Source organism: Pseudalkalibacillus decolorationis, assembly GCF_024609785.1.
Classification (GTDB): domain Bacteria; phylum Bacillota; class Bacilli; order Bacillales; family Fictibacillaceae; genus Pseudalkalibacillus; species Pseudalkalibacillus decolorationis.
On sequence record NZ_JANHJQ010000009.1, the window covers coordinates 80,890 to 98,181 of the forward strand.

The 17,292-nt window shown below is 40.2% G+C and carries 12 protein-coding genes; 3 read left to right on the forward strand and 9 right to left on the reverse strand.

The genetic code is table 11. The annotated features are described in order from the left end of the window. The first annotated feature begins 442 nt into the window (after window positions 1-442). From NON16_RS10455 to NON16_RS10465, 3 genes are all read left to right on the forward strand, one after another. Entirely contained in the window at window positions 443-1,459 is a 1,017-nt protein-coding gene (locus NON16_RS10455; RefSeq protein WP_257348929.1) for a LacI family DNA-binding transcriptional regulator, read from the forward strand. A 249-nt stretch (window positions 1,460-1,708) separates the two neighbouring features. Next, window positions 1,709-3,169, forward strand: coding sequence for a catalase KatA (gene katA, locus NON16_RS10460; RefSeq protein WP_257348930.1), 1,461 nt, complete (start codon window positions 1,709-1,711; stop codon window positions 3,167-3,169). 314 nt (window positions 3,170-3,483) lie between these two features. After that, entirely contained in the window at window positions 3,484-4,641 is a 1,158-nt protein-coding gene (locus tag NON16_RS10465) for a hypothetical protein (RefSeq protein WP_257348931.1), read from the forward strand. On the opposite strand, the gene NON16_RS10470 is transcribed toward NON16_RS10465, so the two are convergent. The 9 genes from NON16_RS10470 to NON16_RS10510 form a co-directional block, all read right to left on the reverse strand. Then, window positions 4,638-5,609 (reverse strand): NERD domain-containing protein, encoded by a 972-nt coding sequence (locus NON16_RS10470; protein ID WP_257348932.1) that lies wholly within the window; start codon window positions 5,607-5,609, stop codon window positions 4,638-4,640. The genes NON16_RS10465 and NON16_RS10470 overlap by 4 nt on opposite strands. A 259-nt stretch (window positions 5,610-5,868) precedes the next feature. Continuing rightward, window positions 5,869-6,819: an N-acetylmuramic acid 6-phosphate etherase gene (gene murQ, locus NON16_RS10475; protein WP_257348933.1), complete on the reverse strand. Its 951-nt coding sequence runs from the start codon at window positions 6,817-6,819 to the stop codon at window positions 5,869-5,871. A gap of 70 nt (window positions 6,820-6,889) precedes the next feature. Beyond that, window positions 6,890-7,714, reverse strand: coding sequence for a carbohydrate ABC transporter permease (locus NON16_RS10480; protein ID WP_257348934.1), 825 nt, complete (start codon window positions 7,712-7,714; stop codon window positions 6,890-6,892). A gap of 13 nt (window positions 7,715-7,727) precedes the next feature. Continuing rightward, the gene (locus NON16_RS10485; RefSeq protein WP_257348935.1) at window positions 7,728-8,684 is read right to left on the reverse strand and encodes a carbohydrate ABC transporter permease; all 957 of its coding nucleotides are present in this window, start codon (window positions 8,682-8,684) and stop codon (window positions 7,728-7,730) included. 142 nt (window positions 8,685-8,826) lie between these two features. After that, a complete protein-coding gene (locus tag NON16_RS10490) occupies window positions 8,827-10,089 on the reverse strand; it encodes an ABC transporter substrate-binding protein (protein ID WP_257348937.1) in 1,263 nt (420 codons plus the stop codon). A gap of 373 nt (window positions 10,090-10,462) precedes the next feature. Beyond that, the gene (locus tag NON16_RS10495) at window positions 10,463-11,734 is read right to left on the reverse strand and encodes an exo-beta-N-acetylmuramidase NamZ family protein (protein WP_257348938.1); all 1,272 of its coding nucleotides are present in this window, start codon (window positions 11,732-11,734) and stop codon (window positions 10,463-10,465) included. Between the two features lie 117 nt (window positions 11,735-11,851). After that, entirely contained in the window at window positions 11,852-13,972 is a 2,121-nt protein-coding gene (locus tag NON16_RS10500; RefSeq protein WP_372508786.1) for a glycoside hydrolase family 3 protein, read from the reverse strand. 36 nt (window positions 13,973-14,008) lie between these two features. Beyond that, window positions 14,009-15,718 (reverse strand): serine hydrolase domain-containing protein, encoded by a 1,710-nt coding sequence (locus NON16_RS10505; protein ID WP_257348939.1) that lies wholly within the window; start codon window positions 15,716-15,718, stop codon window positions 14,009-14,011. A 402-nt stretch (window positions 15,719-16,120) separates the two neighbouring features. After that, window positions 16,121-17,257, reverse strand: a complete 1,137-nt coding sequence (locus NON16_RS10510) for an ROK family transcriptional regulator (RefSeq protein WP_257348940.1) — start codon at window positions 17,255-17,257, stop codon at window positions 16,121-16,123. Window positions 17,258-17,292 lie beyond the last annotated feature (35 nt).

Sequence of the window (17,292 nt, forward strand, 5' to 3'; positions counted from 1 at the left end):
CCAAGCCTTTGGCGCAGGCTGAGCCCTAGCTGCACTTATACTTAGGACTTAAACTTTTCCTCAACGTCGATATACTTCCCGTTGAAAAGTTATACTTTCTTAAGGTGTAAAAAAATATGCCAAAACGAAAATCAGTTTTGGCAATACACTACTTATAGGTTCATTGATTCCAAAATTTTTAAAGGCTTAATTCGGCACAAACCATTGTTACTATTAATCCAGTAATGTTGTTTGTAACCTTACAAAATCATTATGACATGTGTTATTCTGAACTGTCAATCTATTTTTCAGATAATTCGAATTCTTTTTGCTATAATTATTGAACTATACTTACCTCTAAACAATACATAAAGTTACATCAATTATATTTACTTCACATGTCTTTTCGATTATATTTACTTTGTAACGTGACAAAATCATTCCTGGAAGGTTTGAATATATTATGGTTAAAAAGGTAACGATGCAAGATATTGCGGATGCGTTAAGTATCTCTAAAAACTCCGTATCCCAGGCTCTCTCAGGGAAGCCTGGTGTTAGTTCTGCGACTCGAAAGAAAATTGAACAAACAGCGAAGGAATTAGGCTATCATTACCAACCAATCACAACAAAAAGTAATCCACATCGAACTGGAAATATTGCTTTGATTGCATCAGACTTTGCATTTTCACTGCAAAGTTTTTTTGGTGAAATCTATCTTAGCATTGAAAAGGAAGCTACAAGTAGAGGGTTAAATTTGCTTATTCAATCTGTTACCACACCTGCTAAAGAAAACCTTGTATTACCTACCTTTATTGAAAACAAACAGGTAGATGGTGTACTTGTACTTTCACATATAAGTACAGAGTATATAAATAAAATTATTGAAACTGGCATTCCGACTATTACTATTGACCATCATCATCCACTTATTCAAGCTGATGCAATTTTGACGAATAACCGATTTGCTGCTTATACAGCAATTAAGCATTTTATAGACCTAGGCCATCAACAGATTGCTTTTGTTGGAGATACCCGCTATTCTCCAAGTTATCAAGAACGTTTAGAAGGTTACCTACTCGCATTACAAGAACACGGGTTACCTATTCAAGAGAACTTAATTTTTTTAACTATCAAAGAAAGTGAAACCTCTGTTAATAAGTTGGTTGATTCTGTTGCCGAACAACCCACAGCATGGTTTTGCGTGAATGATGGGCTCGGTTTTTTCGTTCAATCCTCACTTCAACAAAAAGGGATAAATATTCCTGAAAAGGCTTCAGTATGCAGTTTCGATAATGGGAAGCTCTCTAAATTGGCTAATCCGAAAATGACAACGATGGATATCGATTTACAATTGTATGGCAGAAAGGCGATTGAACAGTTGACCTGGAGAATGGAAAATACCGATGAGCCTATTACAGAACTCCTTTTACCGGCTAAGCTATTGAAAAGAGATTCGACCTCTAATGTTCCTAATAATTAATAGTTCTATTTTATATTTTGTACGAATCTCTTGATAGTTCCCTCTAATTTTTCACTCAGTTTATTCATACTTGTCCCCGATTCAGTATACAAATGAATATAGACCCTCCCATTCCATGATTGCTATAATTTACTGCAGGGATTATTTAATAATAATTCTAATTTAGTATTGATTTTTGATTGAGAAGTGTTATCATTATACTTGTACTAATTGATTAGTAAATTAAAAAGTTTACGAGGTGATTCATTAATGGGTAACAATAACAAGAAAAACCTGACTACGAGTTGGGGTGCTCCAGTTGGGGACAACCAAAACTCAATGACAGCCGGTTCCCGTGGCCCGGTATTAATTCAAGATGTTCATCTTCTTGAAAAACTAGCTCACTTTAACCGAGAGCGTGTTCCTGAACGTGTTGTCCACGCGAAAGGTGCTGGTGCACATGGTTATTTTGAAGTCACCAACGACATTTCCAGATACACAAAAGCTGACTTCTTATCTGAAGTTGGTAAAAAGACTCCGCTATTCGTTCGCTTTTCCACAGTAGCTGGTGAACTCGGATCTGCGGACACTGTGCGTGACCCGCGCGGTTTTGCGGTGAAGTTTTATACAGAAGATGGAAATTATGATTTAGTTGGAAATAATACGCCAGTCTTCTTTATTCGTGATGCAATTAAGTTCCCAGATTTCATCCATACACAAAAGCGTCATCCGAAAACACATTTGAAGAATCCAAATGCCGTTTGGGATTTCTGGTCGCTATCTCCTGAATCCTTACATCAGGTTACGATTCTGATGTCTGACCGTGGCCTTCCTGCTACTTTCCGTCATATGCATGGGTTTGGTAGTCATACGTTCAAATGGGTTAACGAGGATGGAGACGGTGTTTGGGTTAAGTATCATTTTAAAACAGAACAAGGCATTAAGAACATTACCGAAGAGGTTGGCACAAAAATTGCTGGCGAAAACCCGGATTACCATACAGAAGATCTATTCAACGCGATTGAAAAAGGTGATTATCCTGAATGGAAGCTTTATGTTCAGATCATGCCGCTAGAAGACGCTGAAACGTATCGCTTCGACCCATTTGACGTAACAAAGGTGTGGTCTCAGAAAGATTATCCGTTAATTGAAGTAGGTAAAATGGTACTCGATAAGAATCCTGAAAACTATTTTGCTGAAGTGGAACAGGCTACCTTCTCACCTGGCTCATTTGTCCCTGGTATTGACGCATCACCAGATAAAATGCTTCAAGGACGACTGTTCGCATACTCGGATGCACACCGCTATCGTGTAGGTGCTAACCATAACGCACTGCCAATCAACCGTCCAAAAAATGAAACGAACACGTATCAACGTGATGGACAAATGCGCTTTGATAATAACGGTGGAGATTCAGTTTACTACGAGCCAAACAGTCAAGGTGGACCAACAGAATCACATGAAAACAAACAAGCCGCTTTTCCAGTATCAGGAGTTGCGGAGAATGTACCATACGATCAAGCGGATCATTATACACAAGCTGGTGACCTCTACCGCCTAATGAGTGAAGATGAGCGTGATCGACTTGTTAAAAATATCGTCGGTGCCATGAAGCCTGTTGAAAATGATGAGATTAAACTCCGTCAAATCCAGCACTTCTACAAAGCTGACCCTGAATACGGAGAGCGTGTTGCAAAAGGATTGGGATTAACCGTCCCGCAAAACGTGTAAGTATAGTAAAAAAACGAAGCAAACGAAAGAGGTTGGACGAATTGGTTGGGAGATTCCTTTTAGGTCTCCCGCCAATTAGGTTCAACCTTTTTTTACACGTTAGGAAAGTATAACTTTTCAACAAGAAGTATAATCGACGTTGAGGAAAAGTTTACGTCCCAAGTATAAGCGCAACTAGGTTCAGCCTACGCCAAGGCTTGGCTTTACCAAGTTTTCTTTATTATGAAAAGTTAAATGTAAATTTTCCTGATTTTTATAAATTTCGTTTTGTCTAATGGTATAATATGTATACTTTATACATAAGGAGGAATTAAGTGGAACCGATTCTATTTGAGAAAGTAGAAAAGGATTTAAGCAAATTAACAAAGAACCAGATTGGAAAACTACTGACATTAACCCAGAAAGAGATTAGATCTACTAAAAAAGGCGAACTGTTATCAAGGTTATTAGCCAAGGTAAACGGAAACAATTTGTTGATCAAGCGAATTTATCAACAATTTCCGGATGAATTCGGAGCCCATCCCAGTACTGTTGAAATGGACTTGAACATCACAAAAACCGAACGTCTTAGATGGACTGAACAAAAGAAGCTTAAGGTTATCCGGTACTCCTCGTTCAACAAGTGGGGCAGTACACACTTATATCCTGTCTATGATGCATATCAATTAAAGACGCTCTCTCAAGTAAAAATAGAAAAATGGCGTGCACAGCATAAAAGGAGAGTTGAACAAAATCGAAAAAAAGCCGCTCGAAAAGCAATTGAAACAAGAAAACAAAATCAAATATTGCAGCGGGCTTTTTATGAAAATGAATGGAAATCGATGTTAAAGCAGTGGTATATCCTCGATGGTAAGTTAGGCTCAACATTACAGCTTGCTTATTGGACAACCTGGATCAGTCGTTGGGCAAAAGAGTATCAGCTGAAAGCCAGAAATGCACGAACGAAAAAAGGCCAGTACGAAGAAAAGAAAAGGCTATTTTATGAGATGAAAAATGACTCGCTTCAACGTTTAATTCTCTCCCCTTTCTCCTCCACATCCTTTTATCAACCTACCTACCCTGATAAAATTACTTATCTGCAATTTTGCCCACACCATTATGATATGTGGTGTATTGAACGAGAATTTGACTATATTTCAAAATGGGATTTTTATAAAAGTGAACAGTCTGAAATTAATGAATGTCCAGAATGTACCGTTGAAATCGAAAAGGATTATTATTCTTTATTTTATATCGTGATCCAGTCCGAATTATTGAAGGAGTTCCGCTTCTCCTTCCACACTCCCTACTCAATCGGCCAACCCTTCCTCCCTCCTGTAACATCACTTCCGCAAGTTTCACATCAAGAACGAGAAGGATTATTTCGCTTTGGAAGAACATTAATTGAAGATGAAAAAATCATTTTTACCGAAAAAGAAGTTCTCAAGAATTTTAAGAAAGCGATGCAAAAGTTTGAGCTATATTTCTCCTAACCTTTTTTCTCCCTTAAATAGTAGATCCTTCCTTTGTTAAAACCAGTATGTCTCAAATTCATAGAGTGGAAAATTTTTTTTGCTGTTGAATCTGATTTGATATATAGAAAATCACGTAATTGTTGATTGGTTATTGTGGGGCTGATTAATAGAGCGAAATCGTCTAAAGGAGTCTTATGCGCATCCTTTGAGGAAAAGAAACACTCAGGACAAAACCATTTCCCGTTTTTCCTTCTCAAAATTTTCATAACGCAAACCGGACAATAAACGCCTTTGAGAAGTTCTCTTTTAGAAACTTGGAATTGACTGAGGATATCAGAGTCATTTTCAGTATGCTGCTTGTTCAACTGTTTACTTAATTTGTTGACTTCTTTATTTGTCAGTTTTTCATTCCTATATAGTGTTTTAAGTTTTTCTATTCTTTCTAAAAGGATTGTACTTCGGATGACAATGTAAGGAATTTTGATGTCAGGGGATATGGATTGGGTTTTTGAGGCTGAATTTGTTATAACTACTAGCGTTTCAATTGGAACCTGGGGGATGTTATGACATTTAATCCATTGACTTAATTGAAATTTTTGATATTTTACTTGTTGGACTGGATCGGGGAATATTTCTTCTTTTCCATCGTATTGTCGAATCAGCTGATTATTTTCAGGATCAAATATGAGGGTACCGGAGATATTTTTCACCTCAATAATTAGGAAAAAGGAACAAGTTACGATCAATACATCCATTTGAAAATAGTTTGATAGAAAAGGAATTCTAAGGCCATGAAAAATATAGTATACCTTGTCGGGCAGGAAGTTAAGGTAGTATTCTAATGATTGTTCTCCCCTATATCCAGCCAAACCTCTTGTAAGACTCCTTTCAACTACTGCTGTTTTAGGGTGGTTTGAAGGCAATCGTCTTAAAAGTGCTTCCAGTTTCTTAACTTTAAATGGCTTTTGCAGGTCCTTTTTGATCAAATTATCACTCCTTCAAGCATTTAGAATTAGATTTTCTGTAAAATCCAATGAAATTCCTTCTTTTACTAAATGTTTTTCTAAAGAGGAAATTTATTTCGGTCACGGTAACCGTTTTTTCGGCCACTGAACACAAATAATCGGCCACGGATTGAATTATATCGGCCACGCATGGTAATAAGATCCCGAATTCAGTAGCCTGAAAACGAAAAAACAGACTTACCAGTGTGAAACTTCACTTGTAAGCCTGCTTCAATCTTAGTTAAACAATATGGTCTCTCCCAAACTTCCCTTTTGACAACTTCTTCATCGCTTCTGGAAAGTGATCGTTCACTTCCCGCAAGGTCTCTACGGCTTTTTTATAGGGAATTTCAAATGTAATCATTAGTATCGCAGTTCGTGCATCGCCTTTTGCCTCATCATTTAGCTTTTGTGCAATCTCTTCATTTACACCAGTCGCTTCCTTAATGATATGAACCACTCTTCTTCTTAACTTCTCATTTGTTGCCTGCATGTTTACCATTAGATTGCCGTATACTTTTCCTAGTTTGATCATGACCGTTGTTGAAATCATATTCAATACCATCTTTTGAGCTGTGCCAGCCTTCAGACGTGTTGAACCTGTTACGACTTCAGGGCCGACTGGGACTTCGATCGGGAATTGGACATGACGACTTAGCTCCGCATCAGGATTACATGACAAACCGACTGTTACAGCCCCAATCGCCTTCGCCTTTTTTATACCACCGATTACGTAAGGAGTCCTTCCGCTTGATGTAATCCCTACGACTGCATCTCGATCGGTTACCACAGATTCTACATCACGTATCCCCGCATGCTCATCGTCTTCTGCATTTTCAATCGCTGTCCGGATCGCTTTGTCACTGCCCGCAATGATTCCGTTCACGAGAGTCGGTTCCACACCGAATGTAGGCGGACATTCTGACGCATCAAGTATCCCTAATCGCCCGCTCGTTCCTGCTCCAACGTAATAGAGCTTGCCACCATTTTTCACGACATCAACAATTCGCTCAATTGCTTTTCTTAGCTGTGGAAGACTTTTTTCCACGGATGCCGCAACCGTTTGATCCTCCTTATTCATGACCCGGATGATCTCTTCAACTGTAAACGTATCTAATTTTTCTGAACGCTTATTCCGCTGTTCAGTTATCATGTTCTTATCGATGTTTTTCATAATGGTCCTCCTGGTCATATGGTTTCTATCCTATCATTTCAACTGTTAAAGTGTGGACCTCTCTTGGCTGTTGCCTTTAAAAAATCTTCTATTTAACTGCGCCCGCTGTCAAACCTTCCATAAACTGCTTCGAGGCGATAAAGAACAGGACAATCATAGGCAGGGACGAGAGGGTCAATCCAGCGAACAAAGACCCCCAGTCAGCTGAATATTCTCCGAAAAGCGATAGCATCCCCACCGGAATCGTCTTCTTCATCTCATCGGTTATGAAAATGAGCGGGAAAAAGAAATCGTTCCATGACTGGATAAAATTAATGATCATTACCGTACCGAGGGCAGGTCTCATAATCGGAAGCAGTACGTGCCAGAATACTTTTATATCAGTGGCGCCGTCCATTCTTGCTGCTTCTTCAAGCTCTACCGGCATCGTCCGGAAAAATCCGGTTAAAATCAAGATTGATAGTGGGATTCCGGTTGCTGTATAGATGAAAATAAGCGACCAAAGAGAATTGATCAGGCTCAAGTCCTTCATCAGCATGAACAATGGGACGATTCCGAGTTTGATCGGGATCATCATTCCTAGTAAAAAGAAGAAAAACAACAGATTGTTCCACCAAAATGTATAGCGGGCAATATAAAAAGCAGCAAGTGATCCGAACAAGAGAATGCATGTCACCGAAACGCTACTTACGATCACACTGTTCCAAAAGTAGGTGAAAAAAGGGATTTGGTCGAGCAGCTTCTGGTAGGTTTCAAGACTGAAAGACTTCGGAATTGACAATGGATTCTTGAATAGTTCAGCGTTTGTTTTAAAAGAAGAATAAATCATAAGCAATATTGGATATAAGCTAATAGCCGCAAAAAAGTATGCGATTATATAATAGATAGACCTTGTGGCATTACGACCTTTCATCTCCTCTTTCCCCCTACATTTCGACTTCGCGTTTTCGTAATATATACAAGAACACTGCTGAAATCGTTGCGATGATCGTAAACAAAACGACTGCTAATGCGGACCCTAGACCAATAGCTACAGAACTAGCTCCGCCTGAACCGCCAAATGCCAGTCTATAAAAATAAACCGCCAATGTATCCGTTGAATAGTAAGGCTCTCCCATCGAACCTTCCATTGCATAAACGAGTTCAAAAGCTTCAAAGGCATGTATAAACGTCAACACCGTTATAATTGTAATCGCAGGTGCCATTAAAGGAAGGATGATTTTACAAATCAACGTCAATCCTTTAGCACCATCTAATCGCGCCGCCTCTATCAAATTAGTCGGGATGCCCTGCAAACCTGCAAGGAAAATCAATACAGCAAAACCGAGACCGAACCACGAGTTGACGAGAATAATCGCAATCAATGCTGTATCCGGATCCCCGAGCCATGGTTTTGCCCAGCTTTCCAATCCAATTTTGTTTAAAAAGACATTCAATGCACCGAAGTTCGGGTTCAGAATCAGTTTCCAAAGAAAACCAACGATGATGACCGATAGTAAGCGCGGTAAAAAGTAAGCGATCTTGAAAAATTCTGCACCCTTCACCTTTTTATAAATGATATAGGCCAACACAAATGCGATTCCATTTTGAACAATCATTTCAAGGACGAAGTACAAAATATTGTTTTGGAACGCATTCCAGAACATATCATTAAACGGCTGTTTCGTGAAAAGTGAAATAAAATTCTCAATTCCGATAAAAGCCCCACGTTTGATCCCTTGCCAATCAAATAAACTATATGTAAATGCCGCAAACAATGGATAAATGATGAAAAGGACATATATAGCGAGGGCAGGGATCGGAAAAAGATGGATAACCCACTTTTTCCAATCCTTCTTTTGTTTCGTACCCGTTTGGACATTTGGTTTCGTTTCCAGCTGCATCTATCCCCGCCACCTTTTTGATAACCTCTTTTTTGATTAATGATTATTGAAATGGTTTAAAGAAAACTTGGCTAGCGCCAAGCCTTAGCGCTGGCGATCGCCTTAGTTGCGCTTATACTATAGAAAGTATTTTTATACTTTCTTAACGTGTAAAATAAGTCTTTGCATTTTTTTGAAGCTTTTTCGCGACATCTTCAGGAGACTGTTCACCCAAATACATTCCTTGTAGCTCAGCCTCAAGTGCTGCCTTCGTTGTCGGATTTCCTTCATTAAAATGTACGAGCATCATGTAAGCAGTAGAATATTGTTCAGATGCTTCCGCCATTTTCGTTACAAGCTCATCATCTGTTTCCACGCCTGGTATCGCAGGAATACGCATTAATTCATCTGAGAATAATTTTGCGAATTTTTCAGTCGTCATAAATTCTAGGAATTTCTTCGCTTCCTCTTTATGTTTTGAGTTTGCGTTGAGGCCATATGATCCATCCACCCATGTCGTCATTGTCGGTTCTTTTCCTACTGCGGACGGCATCGGGAAGAAGCCAAGCTCAAGGTCCGGATTCATTTCACGCAATACTTCAATCTCCCAGCTTCCTAGCGGGAACATCGCTGCTTTTCCGCTGAAAAATAGCGTACGGATGTCTTCCATCCCTAGTCCTTCGTAATTATCCGGGAAGTATTCCTTCAGTTCATCCATCGCTTTTAGTGAAGAAACGAACTCATCACTTGTGAACGTTTTTTCCCCTGTTGTAATTTGATCGACAAAATCATTTGCACCATAATGAGCTGGACCTACAATCGAGTGTGCAAGTGATAATAACCAACCTTCTTTCGTGCCAAGGGCAATTGGAGTTACGCCTTCTTCTTTCAGCTTTTCATTCAGTTCAATGAATTCATCCCATGTCTTTGGTTCTTCTAATCCATGCTCTTCAAAGATTTTTTTGTTGTAAAACATTTGTGCGGAGTTCAATGATAACGGAACCCCATAAATTTTCCCGTCATCGGAGGTTGCTGCCGAAATAACCTCTTCTGAAAAGACATCGATTCCGTTCAATTCATCCAATGGCTCTAGATATCCTGCTTTAGCAAGCTCCATTCCTGGTGCATAGGGACGGAGCTGAATAATATCAGGTCCTTCTCCACTCTGTAATGCCGTGTTCAAAATTGTATTGTACTCGGTGTTTTTGGAAGGCTTAAATTCAACCTTGATGTCAGGGTGTTCTTCATTAAACGCTTCAATGATTTTTTCATAAGCCGCCGTATCTTCCGTTCTCCAGCTACCGATTGTCAATACAACGCCGTCTTCACTTCCAGTTTCATCACCATCTGTTTCCGAACTACAGCCAACAAGCACTAATGATATCAATAAAAGCGCCCCTAGAAACTTACTTAGCATTCGTTTCATACGTAAGACCCCTCCTGAATTTTAGGTAAGAAAAGCGCAAGCGCCCTGCTTAGCCACGAAGGTCACTGGAAGACCGACGAGGAGGCTGTTGCCGCCGCAGGAGGCCTGAAGTGATCCAAGTGGTTGGGCGCTGAAGCTGGACATTACATCCATGCCGCAAACTTTTATACTTTCTTAACGTGTGAAAAATCGGATAAATATGATTTAGCCCTATAAACAATTATTACGAAATTAATCTGTCTTTTATGTAATTTTATTTCAGATAAATTGTGACACCACACCCCCACTCCTCCATTTTTGTGAGATCATAGATAGAGAGAAACCTGCAGTATCTGCATAACAAACTACTGCAGGTTGAACACTTTATCGTGTATTAATGGTAAATCAAATAATTTTCACGTAGCTTTTTAAATTGATCAAGATCTCCTTGCCATTGGGCTTTAATCTCATCAACGCTTTCACCATTTTCAATTGCTTCACGGACCCAGCCATTGCCGATCAAATTATCAAAAAAGGATACGCCAGCACTGTTTTCAGCACGGAAAGCAAAATCCTCGGGGTACATATCATGAATCGTTTTAACTAAGTGAAGACCCATTTCGACTGGTTGGAATGCTTCTTTATCTGTTACATGGATTTGCACACCATGTGATAATTCACCTCGATGCTTCGAGAACATAGGTGTAAACGAGGCTGCTCTAAATGTAACACCAGGCAAATCTAAACCATTGAGTTCAGCTGAAAGATCGGTACTGTTAATGAAAGGAGCTCCGATTAATTCGAATGGTTTTGTCGTCCCTCTTCCTTCTGAGACATTCGTTCCTTCAATTAGTGCAGCTCCTGGATAGACGAGTGCCGTATCTACAGTCGGCATGTTTGGTGATGGAAGGACGAATTCAAGTGACGTATCATCATACAACATCTTTCGCTTCCAACCCTTCATTTCCACGACAGTCAAGTCTGCACCAATATCAAATTCCTCATTAAATAATGTTGCTAGCTCTCCAACTGTCATTCCGTGTCTGAGCGGAATTGGATATAATCCGACGAAAGAAGAAAAAGCAGGATCGAGCACTGGTCCTTCAACTGCTTTACCACCGAGTGGGTTCGGACGGTCAAGAACGATGAATGGAATATCGTTTTCAGCTGCTGCTTCCATTGCATAGGCCATCGTGTAAATGTACGTGTAAAAACGTGTTCCGACATCCTGAATATCAAACATTAGCACATCGATGTTTTCAAGCATTTCCGGAGTAGGCTTTCGAGTTTGACCGTATAAGCTATAAACCGGAAGACCTGTTTCCTCATCGATGTAATATTCAACGTAATCTCCCGCTTGCTCACTACCACGCACCCCATGCTCTGGTCCGTACAACGCAGTCAATTCGACGTCAGGATCATTATGAAGAAGATCGACGACACTATTTAAATTTTTATCGACACCAGTTGGGTTCGTAATAAGGCCAACCCTTTGCCCTTCAATCAATTCCTTTTGATCATCTAGTAAAACTTCTATACCCAGTTTGACCTTGTTATGATGCTTTTTCTTTTTTTGGACACCTTCATTCCCGTTATCCGCAAACGCTGCAGTAAGTGAGGAAAGCACAAGAACCGTCGTTAAACTCATGACGAACCATTTCTTCAACAGAATCCCTCCTGTATTTTTATTGAATAATAGTCAATCGTATAGGCAAATGGCTTGATGAAAGTCGAAAACCATCCATTCGATTTTAAAAGCCGTTATCATTCACCGATCCACTAGCTAGTAGCTCAATCCATGACCAAATTCATACAAAACATCACTATCATATCCTGGGATAGTTACAGGGAGCTTTCCAGTCGGTTTATTGCTCCCGAACATCGTCGCTGCTGTCGCTTCAAAGCTTGCTGTCCGAAAGCCGTATTGTGCAATGTACGCATCAACTTCAGGGTAAGCCATGATGTCGTATGGGTTTCGGATTCCTACACCTATTACCGGTGCATCGGTCTCCTCCATGATCGTTCGAACCAAATTCATTTGCGGATGTTCTGGTAATCTAGTTGAAACATTATAGCTGTACGTGCCTACGATCACTTTATCTGCATCCCGAATTTGTTGCATTTGCTCTTCCGAAAGCTCGTAGGAAGATGGTACCTGAATGACTTGTGTATTTTCGTGATGTGCTTTGACAGCATCTCCTAAACTAGTGATATAGCTTCGTCCAACAATGACAATGCTTTCTTCTTCACTCCCGTTTAGTGGGAGAACATTATCATTTTTCACAAGGGTGATCGACTGTTCTGCAGCATCCTTTTCAACTTGTTTGTGTTCCTCAGAACCGACGACTTCTAAAGCATGATCGATTTTCTCATCGATCGGCTCAGGGGTTTCTGCCTTAATGATTCCCCGTTTCACTTTTAACGTTAAAATTCTCTCAACTGCGGAATCGATTCGTCCTTTGGATATTTCGCCAGTCTCAACCGCATTCAACAACCCATCAGCGACCTCTTCAAGACCGACTGGCATTAGCACGATGTCCGTACCTGCCTGTACAGCACGAATCGCTGCATCAACTGTCCCAAAATGATCGACAATCGCTCCCATGTTCAACGCATCTGTAATGATGACACCTTCAAAACCCATCTCCTCTCGAACGAGACCAGTCAATACTTTATGAGAAAGTGTTGCCGGAAGAGAGACTTCGGTTCCGTCCTTTTTGGAAATGACCTTCGTATCATCGATTTTCGGGAACGTGACATGTGCGGTCATGATCGCATCAATTCCCGCTTCCATCGCTTTTTGGAATGGATAAAGTTCAACCTCCATCAAGCGTTCTTTATCATGTGGAACTTCCGGAAGTCCTAAATGCGAGTCGACCGCAGTATCCCCGTGGCCCGGAAAGTGCTTTGCTGTCGCAGCTACACCTGTACTTTGCAACCCTTTCGTATAGGCGACACCCATATCAGCAACAAGCTGTGGGTCCTCTCCAAATGAACGAACACCAATAACCGGATTATCCGGATTATTATTGACATCGAGAACAGGAGCGAAATTCATGTTGATCCCAAGCGCATCCAATTCTTCTCCAATTACACGCCCAACATTTTCTGAGAGTTCCGTTGATCGGGTTGCGCCGAGTGCCATGTTTCCGGGCATATCCGTACCAGATTGGAGTCGGGTGACGATCCCGCCTTCCTGATCAATCGTCATCAGCATTCCAAACTTCTCAGTAGCTTCTTGGTATTGTGAAACAAAGCGAGCGGTTTGTTCTGTCGTTACAACGTTTTCACGGAAAAGGATGACACCTCCGAGATGATATTCGTCTACAAGCTGCTCAATTTCAGGAAGCATTTCGGTTACATCTTCCCCATTCCAACTGCGGAAATCCGGCATTAACATTTGACCGATTTTTTCTTTTACCGTCATATTTGCAATCGCATTTTCAATAATGTGATAACGCTCTCCTTTTTGCTTGATCACGACCGGAGATGAATCAGGTTTTCCTTTACCTTTTTTCCTGTCAAATCTATAGTGAAGTCCGATCCGGTCCCGAAACTCACCATCTGTCACTTTGATGTATGTCCGTCCATTTTGACCAGTAAACGTAACGTTCCCATCTTCATCGACGGTCGCTACATTTTCGTTCGTGGACGTCCAAGTGAGCCCTTCGGATGTTGTCATAAAATGCCCCTCATCATAGACATGTAGCGCATTTAATTGGATCTTGCCATCTTCTGCCTTAGCCTTCACCTCTGAAACGTTTTGTAAAATAAGCAAGTCTTTGATTGTGTTAGAGTCAGCAGCTTTTACAGTCTTAGTAGGTTGTCCAATGAAAACTTGCGTGAACAACAATGCAACGGCTAAAAGTGAGAGCAACACAGATTTATGGAATGTTCTATTCACTCGATCTCCCTCCTTGAAATTAATCGATCCAGGCAGCTAACCATTACGTAATTGCCATCCATCACCTGAAAATTGTGGTTCGATCACTTGTCCATTTTGAAGAGTGACTTGGATGTCTTGTACATACCAGCCTCGGCTATTCGTAGAGCCGTCCGTCTGATAGCGGAACCGGACATATTGAGTATTGGAAGGCAGTTGAACTTCTATAGCCTCCCAGTTACTGCTTCCTGTCAGCGGTTCCCCTACCTGTTGCCAACTCTCTCCGTCACTAGAAACCTCAACATATCCATAATCATAGTTCGCTTCAATCCGATGCCATGTTTTAAAGGAGAGTGCCGCCGCTTCTGATAGATTAACTTCTCCAGTAAGTGAACGCTGTAATCGGTCTCCATATCCAGAAAACCAGGCAGGACCTTTACCTTGGATTGAAACCGGTATGGCATCGGCTACTTTTCTAGCAAACTGACGTCGTGCTGGATTAGTAGAAACAGTATCTCTCGTAGGATGGACACGATTGGTTAATAGAATTGCAATTGTCGCGTTGTTTCGGTCGACGACAATCGATGTTCCGGTGTAGCCAGTATGTCCAAGCGTAGAATCTGAAGAAAGGGCATCCATAAACCAGCCTTGTTGAATCTCCCAACCGAGACCGTGATCGTCTCCCGGAAACTCAGGAATTTGGTTTTCAACAAGCAGTTGGACCGTTTCAGGTTGAAGGATCTGCTTATCCCCATAGCGGCCGTTGTTAAGATACATGTGGGCAAGTTTTGCGAGATCACTAGCTGTTGAGAAAACACCAGCATGACCTGCGACGCCACCTAATGACCATGCGTTTTCGTCATGAACGTCACCCCAGACGAGCCCCCGGTCAGTCCATGGCTGATATTCTGTTGCTGCGATGCGATTTTTCAATTCTGATGGTGGGTTGTACATCGTGTCCTTCATACCAAGAGGTTCAGTAATCTTTTCTTTTACATATTGATCAAGTCGTTGACCGGAAAGTCGTTCGATTAGTGCACCTAGTGTTATCATATTGAGATCACTGTATGTATAGGTTGTTCCTGGTTGGTTTACTAGGGGGGATTCGAACACCAACTGCAGCCGGTCATCACGGCTATCACCTTGAGTGTATAGAGGGATCCAAGCTTTGAATCCAGATGTATGGGTCATTAATTGTCTGATCGTTACATTTTCCTTACCATTCTGTGCAAATTCCGGAATATAGTTTGCCACAGGATCATCCAATTCAAAGTATCCTTCTTCATATAGCTTCATAGCAGCTGTCGTTGTGAAGATTTTACTGATGGAGGCGACGTCAAAAATTGTATCCGTTGTCATTTGTATCGGATTATCCATCTCCGATTTCGTATCGTCTGTGTACCTGGCGGCATAACCGTAAGCTTCATGTTTCACGATATGACCCTTTCTCGCGACAAAAGCAACGGCACCTGGCATAACTTCCTCTTCAATCATTGTATTCATTACTTGATCGATCTCTTTGAGCGGTTGTTCATTCATCCCTGCACCCCTTGCAGATCCTGGATGCAAGACTGGAGATATCGGTCCCGGCTCGCCCCATGTGAATTTGGGATGTGGATGTTTATTCTGGACTGTCTTACTTTCACTTTGTTTTGTTGTAGGTTGTGCGGGATGATCCCTTTCTGCCATGGTAACCCCACCTCCGGCTAACAGTACTGACGTACCAATCAGTGTAGCTAATGGAATAGATAAAGATTTACGTTTCATAGATTCCTCCTTTTCTCGGCAACCGTGCTCGAAAGTAATCTACAATCGTCCTTACTGTTTTAACTCACCACCTTTTTCCCAAAATCCATGTAAGGGTTTTCATTATGTACTAGTAGCGTACCTAAGAGCAAAGATAGTTGTCTATACCACTTAAGTCTCTTATAACTAAAACTAAGCTGTTAAACAAGACTTTAGAATTGGTACAAAATGTTTATTTTTGAAATATTATTACGTTGAATTGATGATTATTTAGAAATTTTATTTTAAATAAGGGGGATAGACTCGCTAAATACATGTAAAACTTTTGAAGGTATTTGATGAATTAGTTGATAATTTTAGTAACTTTATGGATCAACTATCAAAAAATAATGAAAAAAAAAGAGAGAATAATTACTCTCTCGGCTAACTCTCTCCTGTTTCAAAATTAATAATTACTGAGATAGCAGCTCCTTTTGCTGGGGAATAAACATTGTCTACAAATTCTATTCTTGTTTGTTGAAAAGGGAGGTTCAAAGATTTTTGTTCAATAACTTTAACAGTATTATCCTTAAAAATGGATGCCCCATTATATGGACTATCAATAATAATTACTTGGGGGTTTAATAGATGTATAACTTGTGAAACTGCTTTTCCTAGATAGGACCCACAATTTTTTAATTCTTGCATTATAAATTCAGAACTATTATCATTAATTAACTCTCGGATATTCATTTTGTTGTAGTAACCAAAACCATTATCTTTAATTGCTTCTTTAAAGGCGGTTACATTAATGAGTCTTTCCAAACAGCCACTTTGACCACATTTACACTTAGGACCATTCTCTTCTACACTAATATGCCCAATCTCCCCTGCAGTCCAGCTTGCACCAAGATGTATACTGTTATTAATAATGAAAGCTCCACCTATTCCTTCACTAATTCTTATATAAAAAATACTATGAAGATCCTCTTCACTATCTTCTATTGCTTGTAAAGCAGCTACTTTTACACTGTTAAAAACTGAAATGTTAGCATTAACCTTTCGTTGGATTCTTTCCTTTAATGGGATGTTTGTCCAATTTAGATTTGTTGCACGATATACAAATCCAGTTTTCGGGTTAACCAAACCGGGAACTCCAATCCCAATTCCAATTACATTAGGATAACTGTCAACTATTCTTTCACAACAATGGATAAGCTCTTCTAGCAATCGATCTTCTTGGGTTATTGTTATTGTCGAATGCTCTATAATATTAAAACAATAATCAGTTACAATGATTTCTATTTTTTCACTTCGGGTATAAATACCAACTGAATGGCAGGACCTTGGAACTATGGACAATGCAACGCTTGGTCTCCCTGCACCTTTGGTTTCTTTAGAACCTCTTTCAGCAACTATTCCTTGTTTGATAAAATGATCTATAATCAGTGAAACAGTGTTTTTACTTACCTTCAATGCTTTGGAAATTTCAAGCCTTGAAGACATTTTGTTTTTTCTTAAATATTCAAGTACTCGTTTTTGGTTTCTCTCTCTTAATATGGAAGTTCCTTTTATTGACATGTATATACCCCTGACTAAAAATAATAATTATTCTA

What these genes read in the sequence shown, in the direction of transcription:
- NON16_RS10455 (WP_257348929.1), top strand. Translation starts at nt 443, where the DNA reads ATGGTTAAAAAGGTAACGATGCAAGATATTGCGGATGCGTTAAGTATC.
- katA (WP_257348930.1), top strand. Translation starts at nt 1,709, where the DNA reads ATGGGTAACAATAACAAGAAAAACCTGACTACGAGTTGGGGTGCTCCA.
- murQ (WP_257348933.1), bottom strand. Translation starts at nt 6,819, where the DNA reads ATGACCAGGAGGACCATTATGAAAAACATCGATAAGAACATGATAACT.
- NON16_RS10480 (WP_257348934.1), bottom strand. Translation starts at nt 7,714, where the DNA reads ATGAAAGGTCGTAATGCCACAAGGTCTATCTATTATATAATCGCATAC.
- NON16_RS10485 (WP_257348935.1), bottom strand. Translation starts at nt 8,684, where the DNA reads ATGCAGCTGGAAACGAAACCAAATGTCCAAACGGGTACGAAACAAAAG.
- NON16_RS10490 (WP_257348937.1), bottom strand. Translation starts at nt 10,089, where the DNA reads ATGAAACGAATGCTAAGTAAGTTTCTAGGGGCGCTTTTATTGATATCA.
- NON16_RS10505 (WP_257348939.1), bottom strand. Translation starts at nt 15,718, where the DNA reads ATGAAACGTAAATCTTTATCTATTCCATTAGCTACACTGATTGGTACG.
- NON16_RS10510 (WP_257348940.1), bottom strand. Translation starts at nt 17,257, where the DNA reads ATGTCAATAAAAGGAACTTCCATATTAAGAGAGAGAAACCAAAAACGA.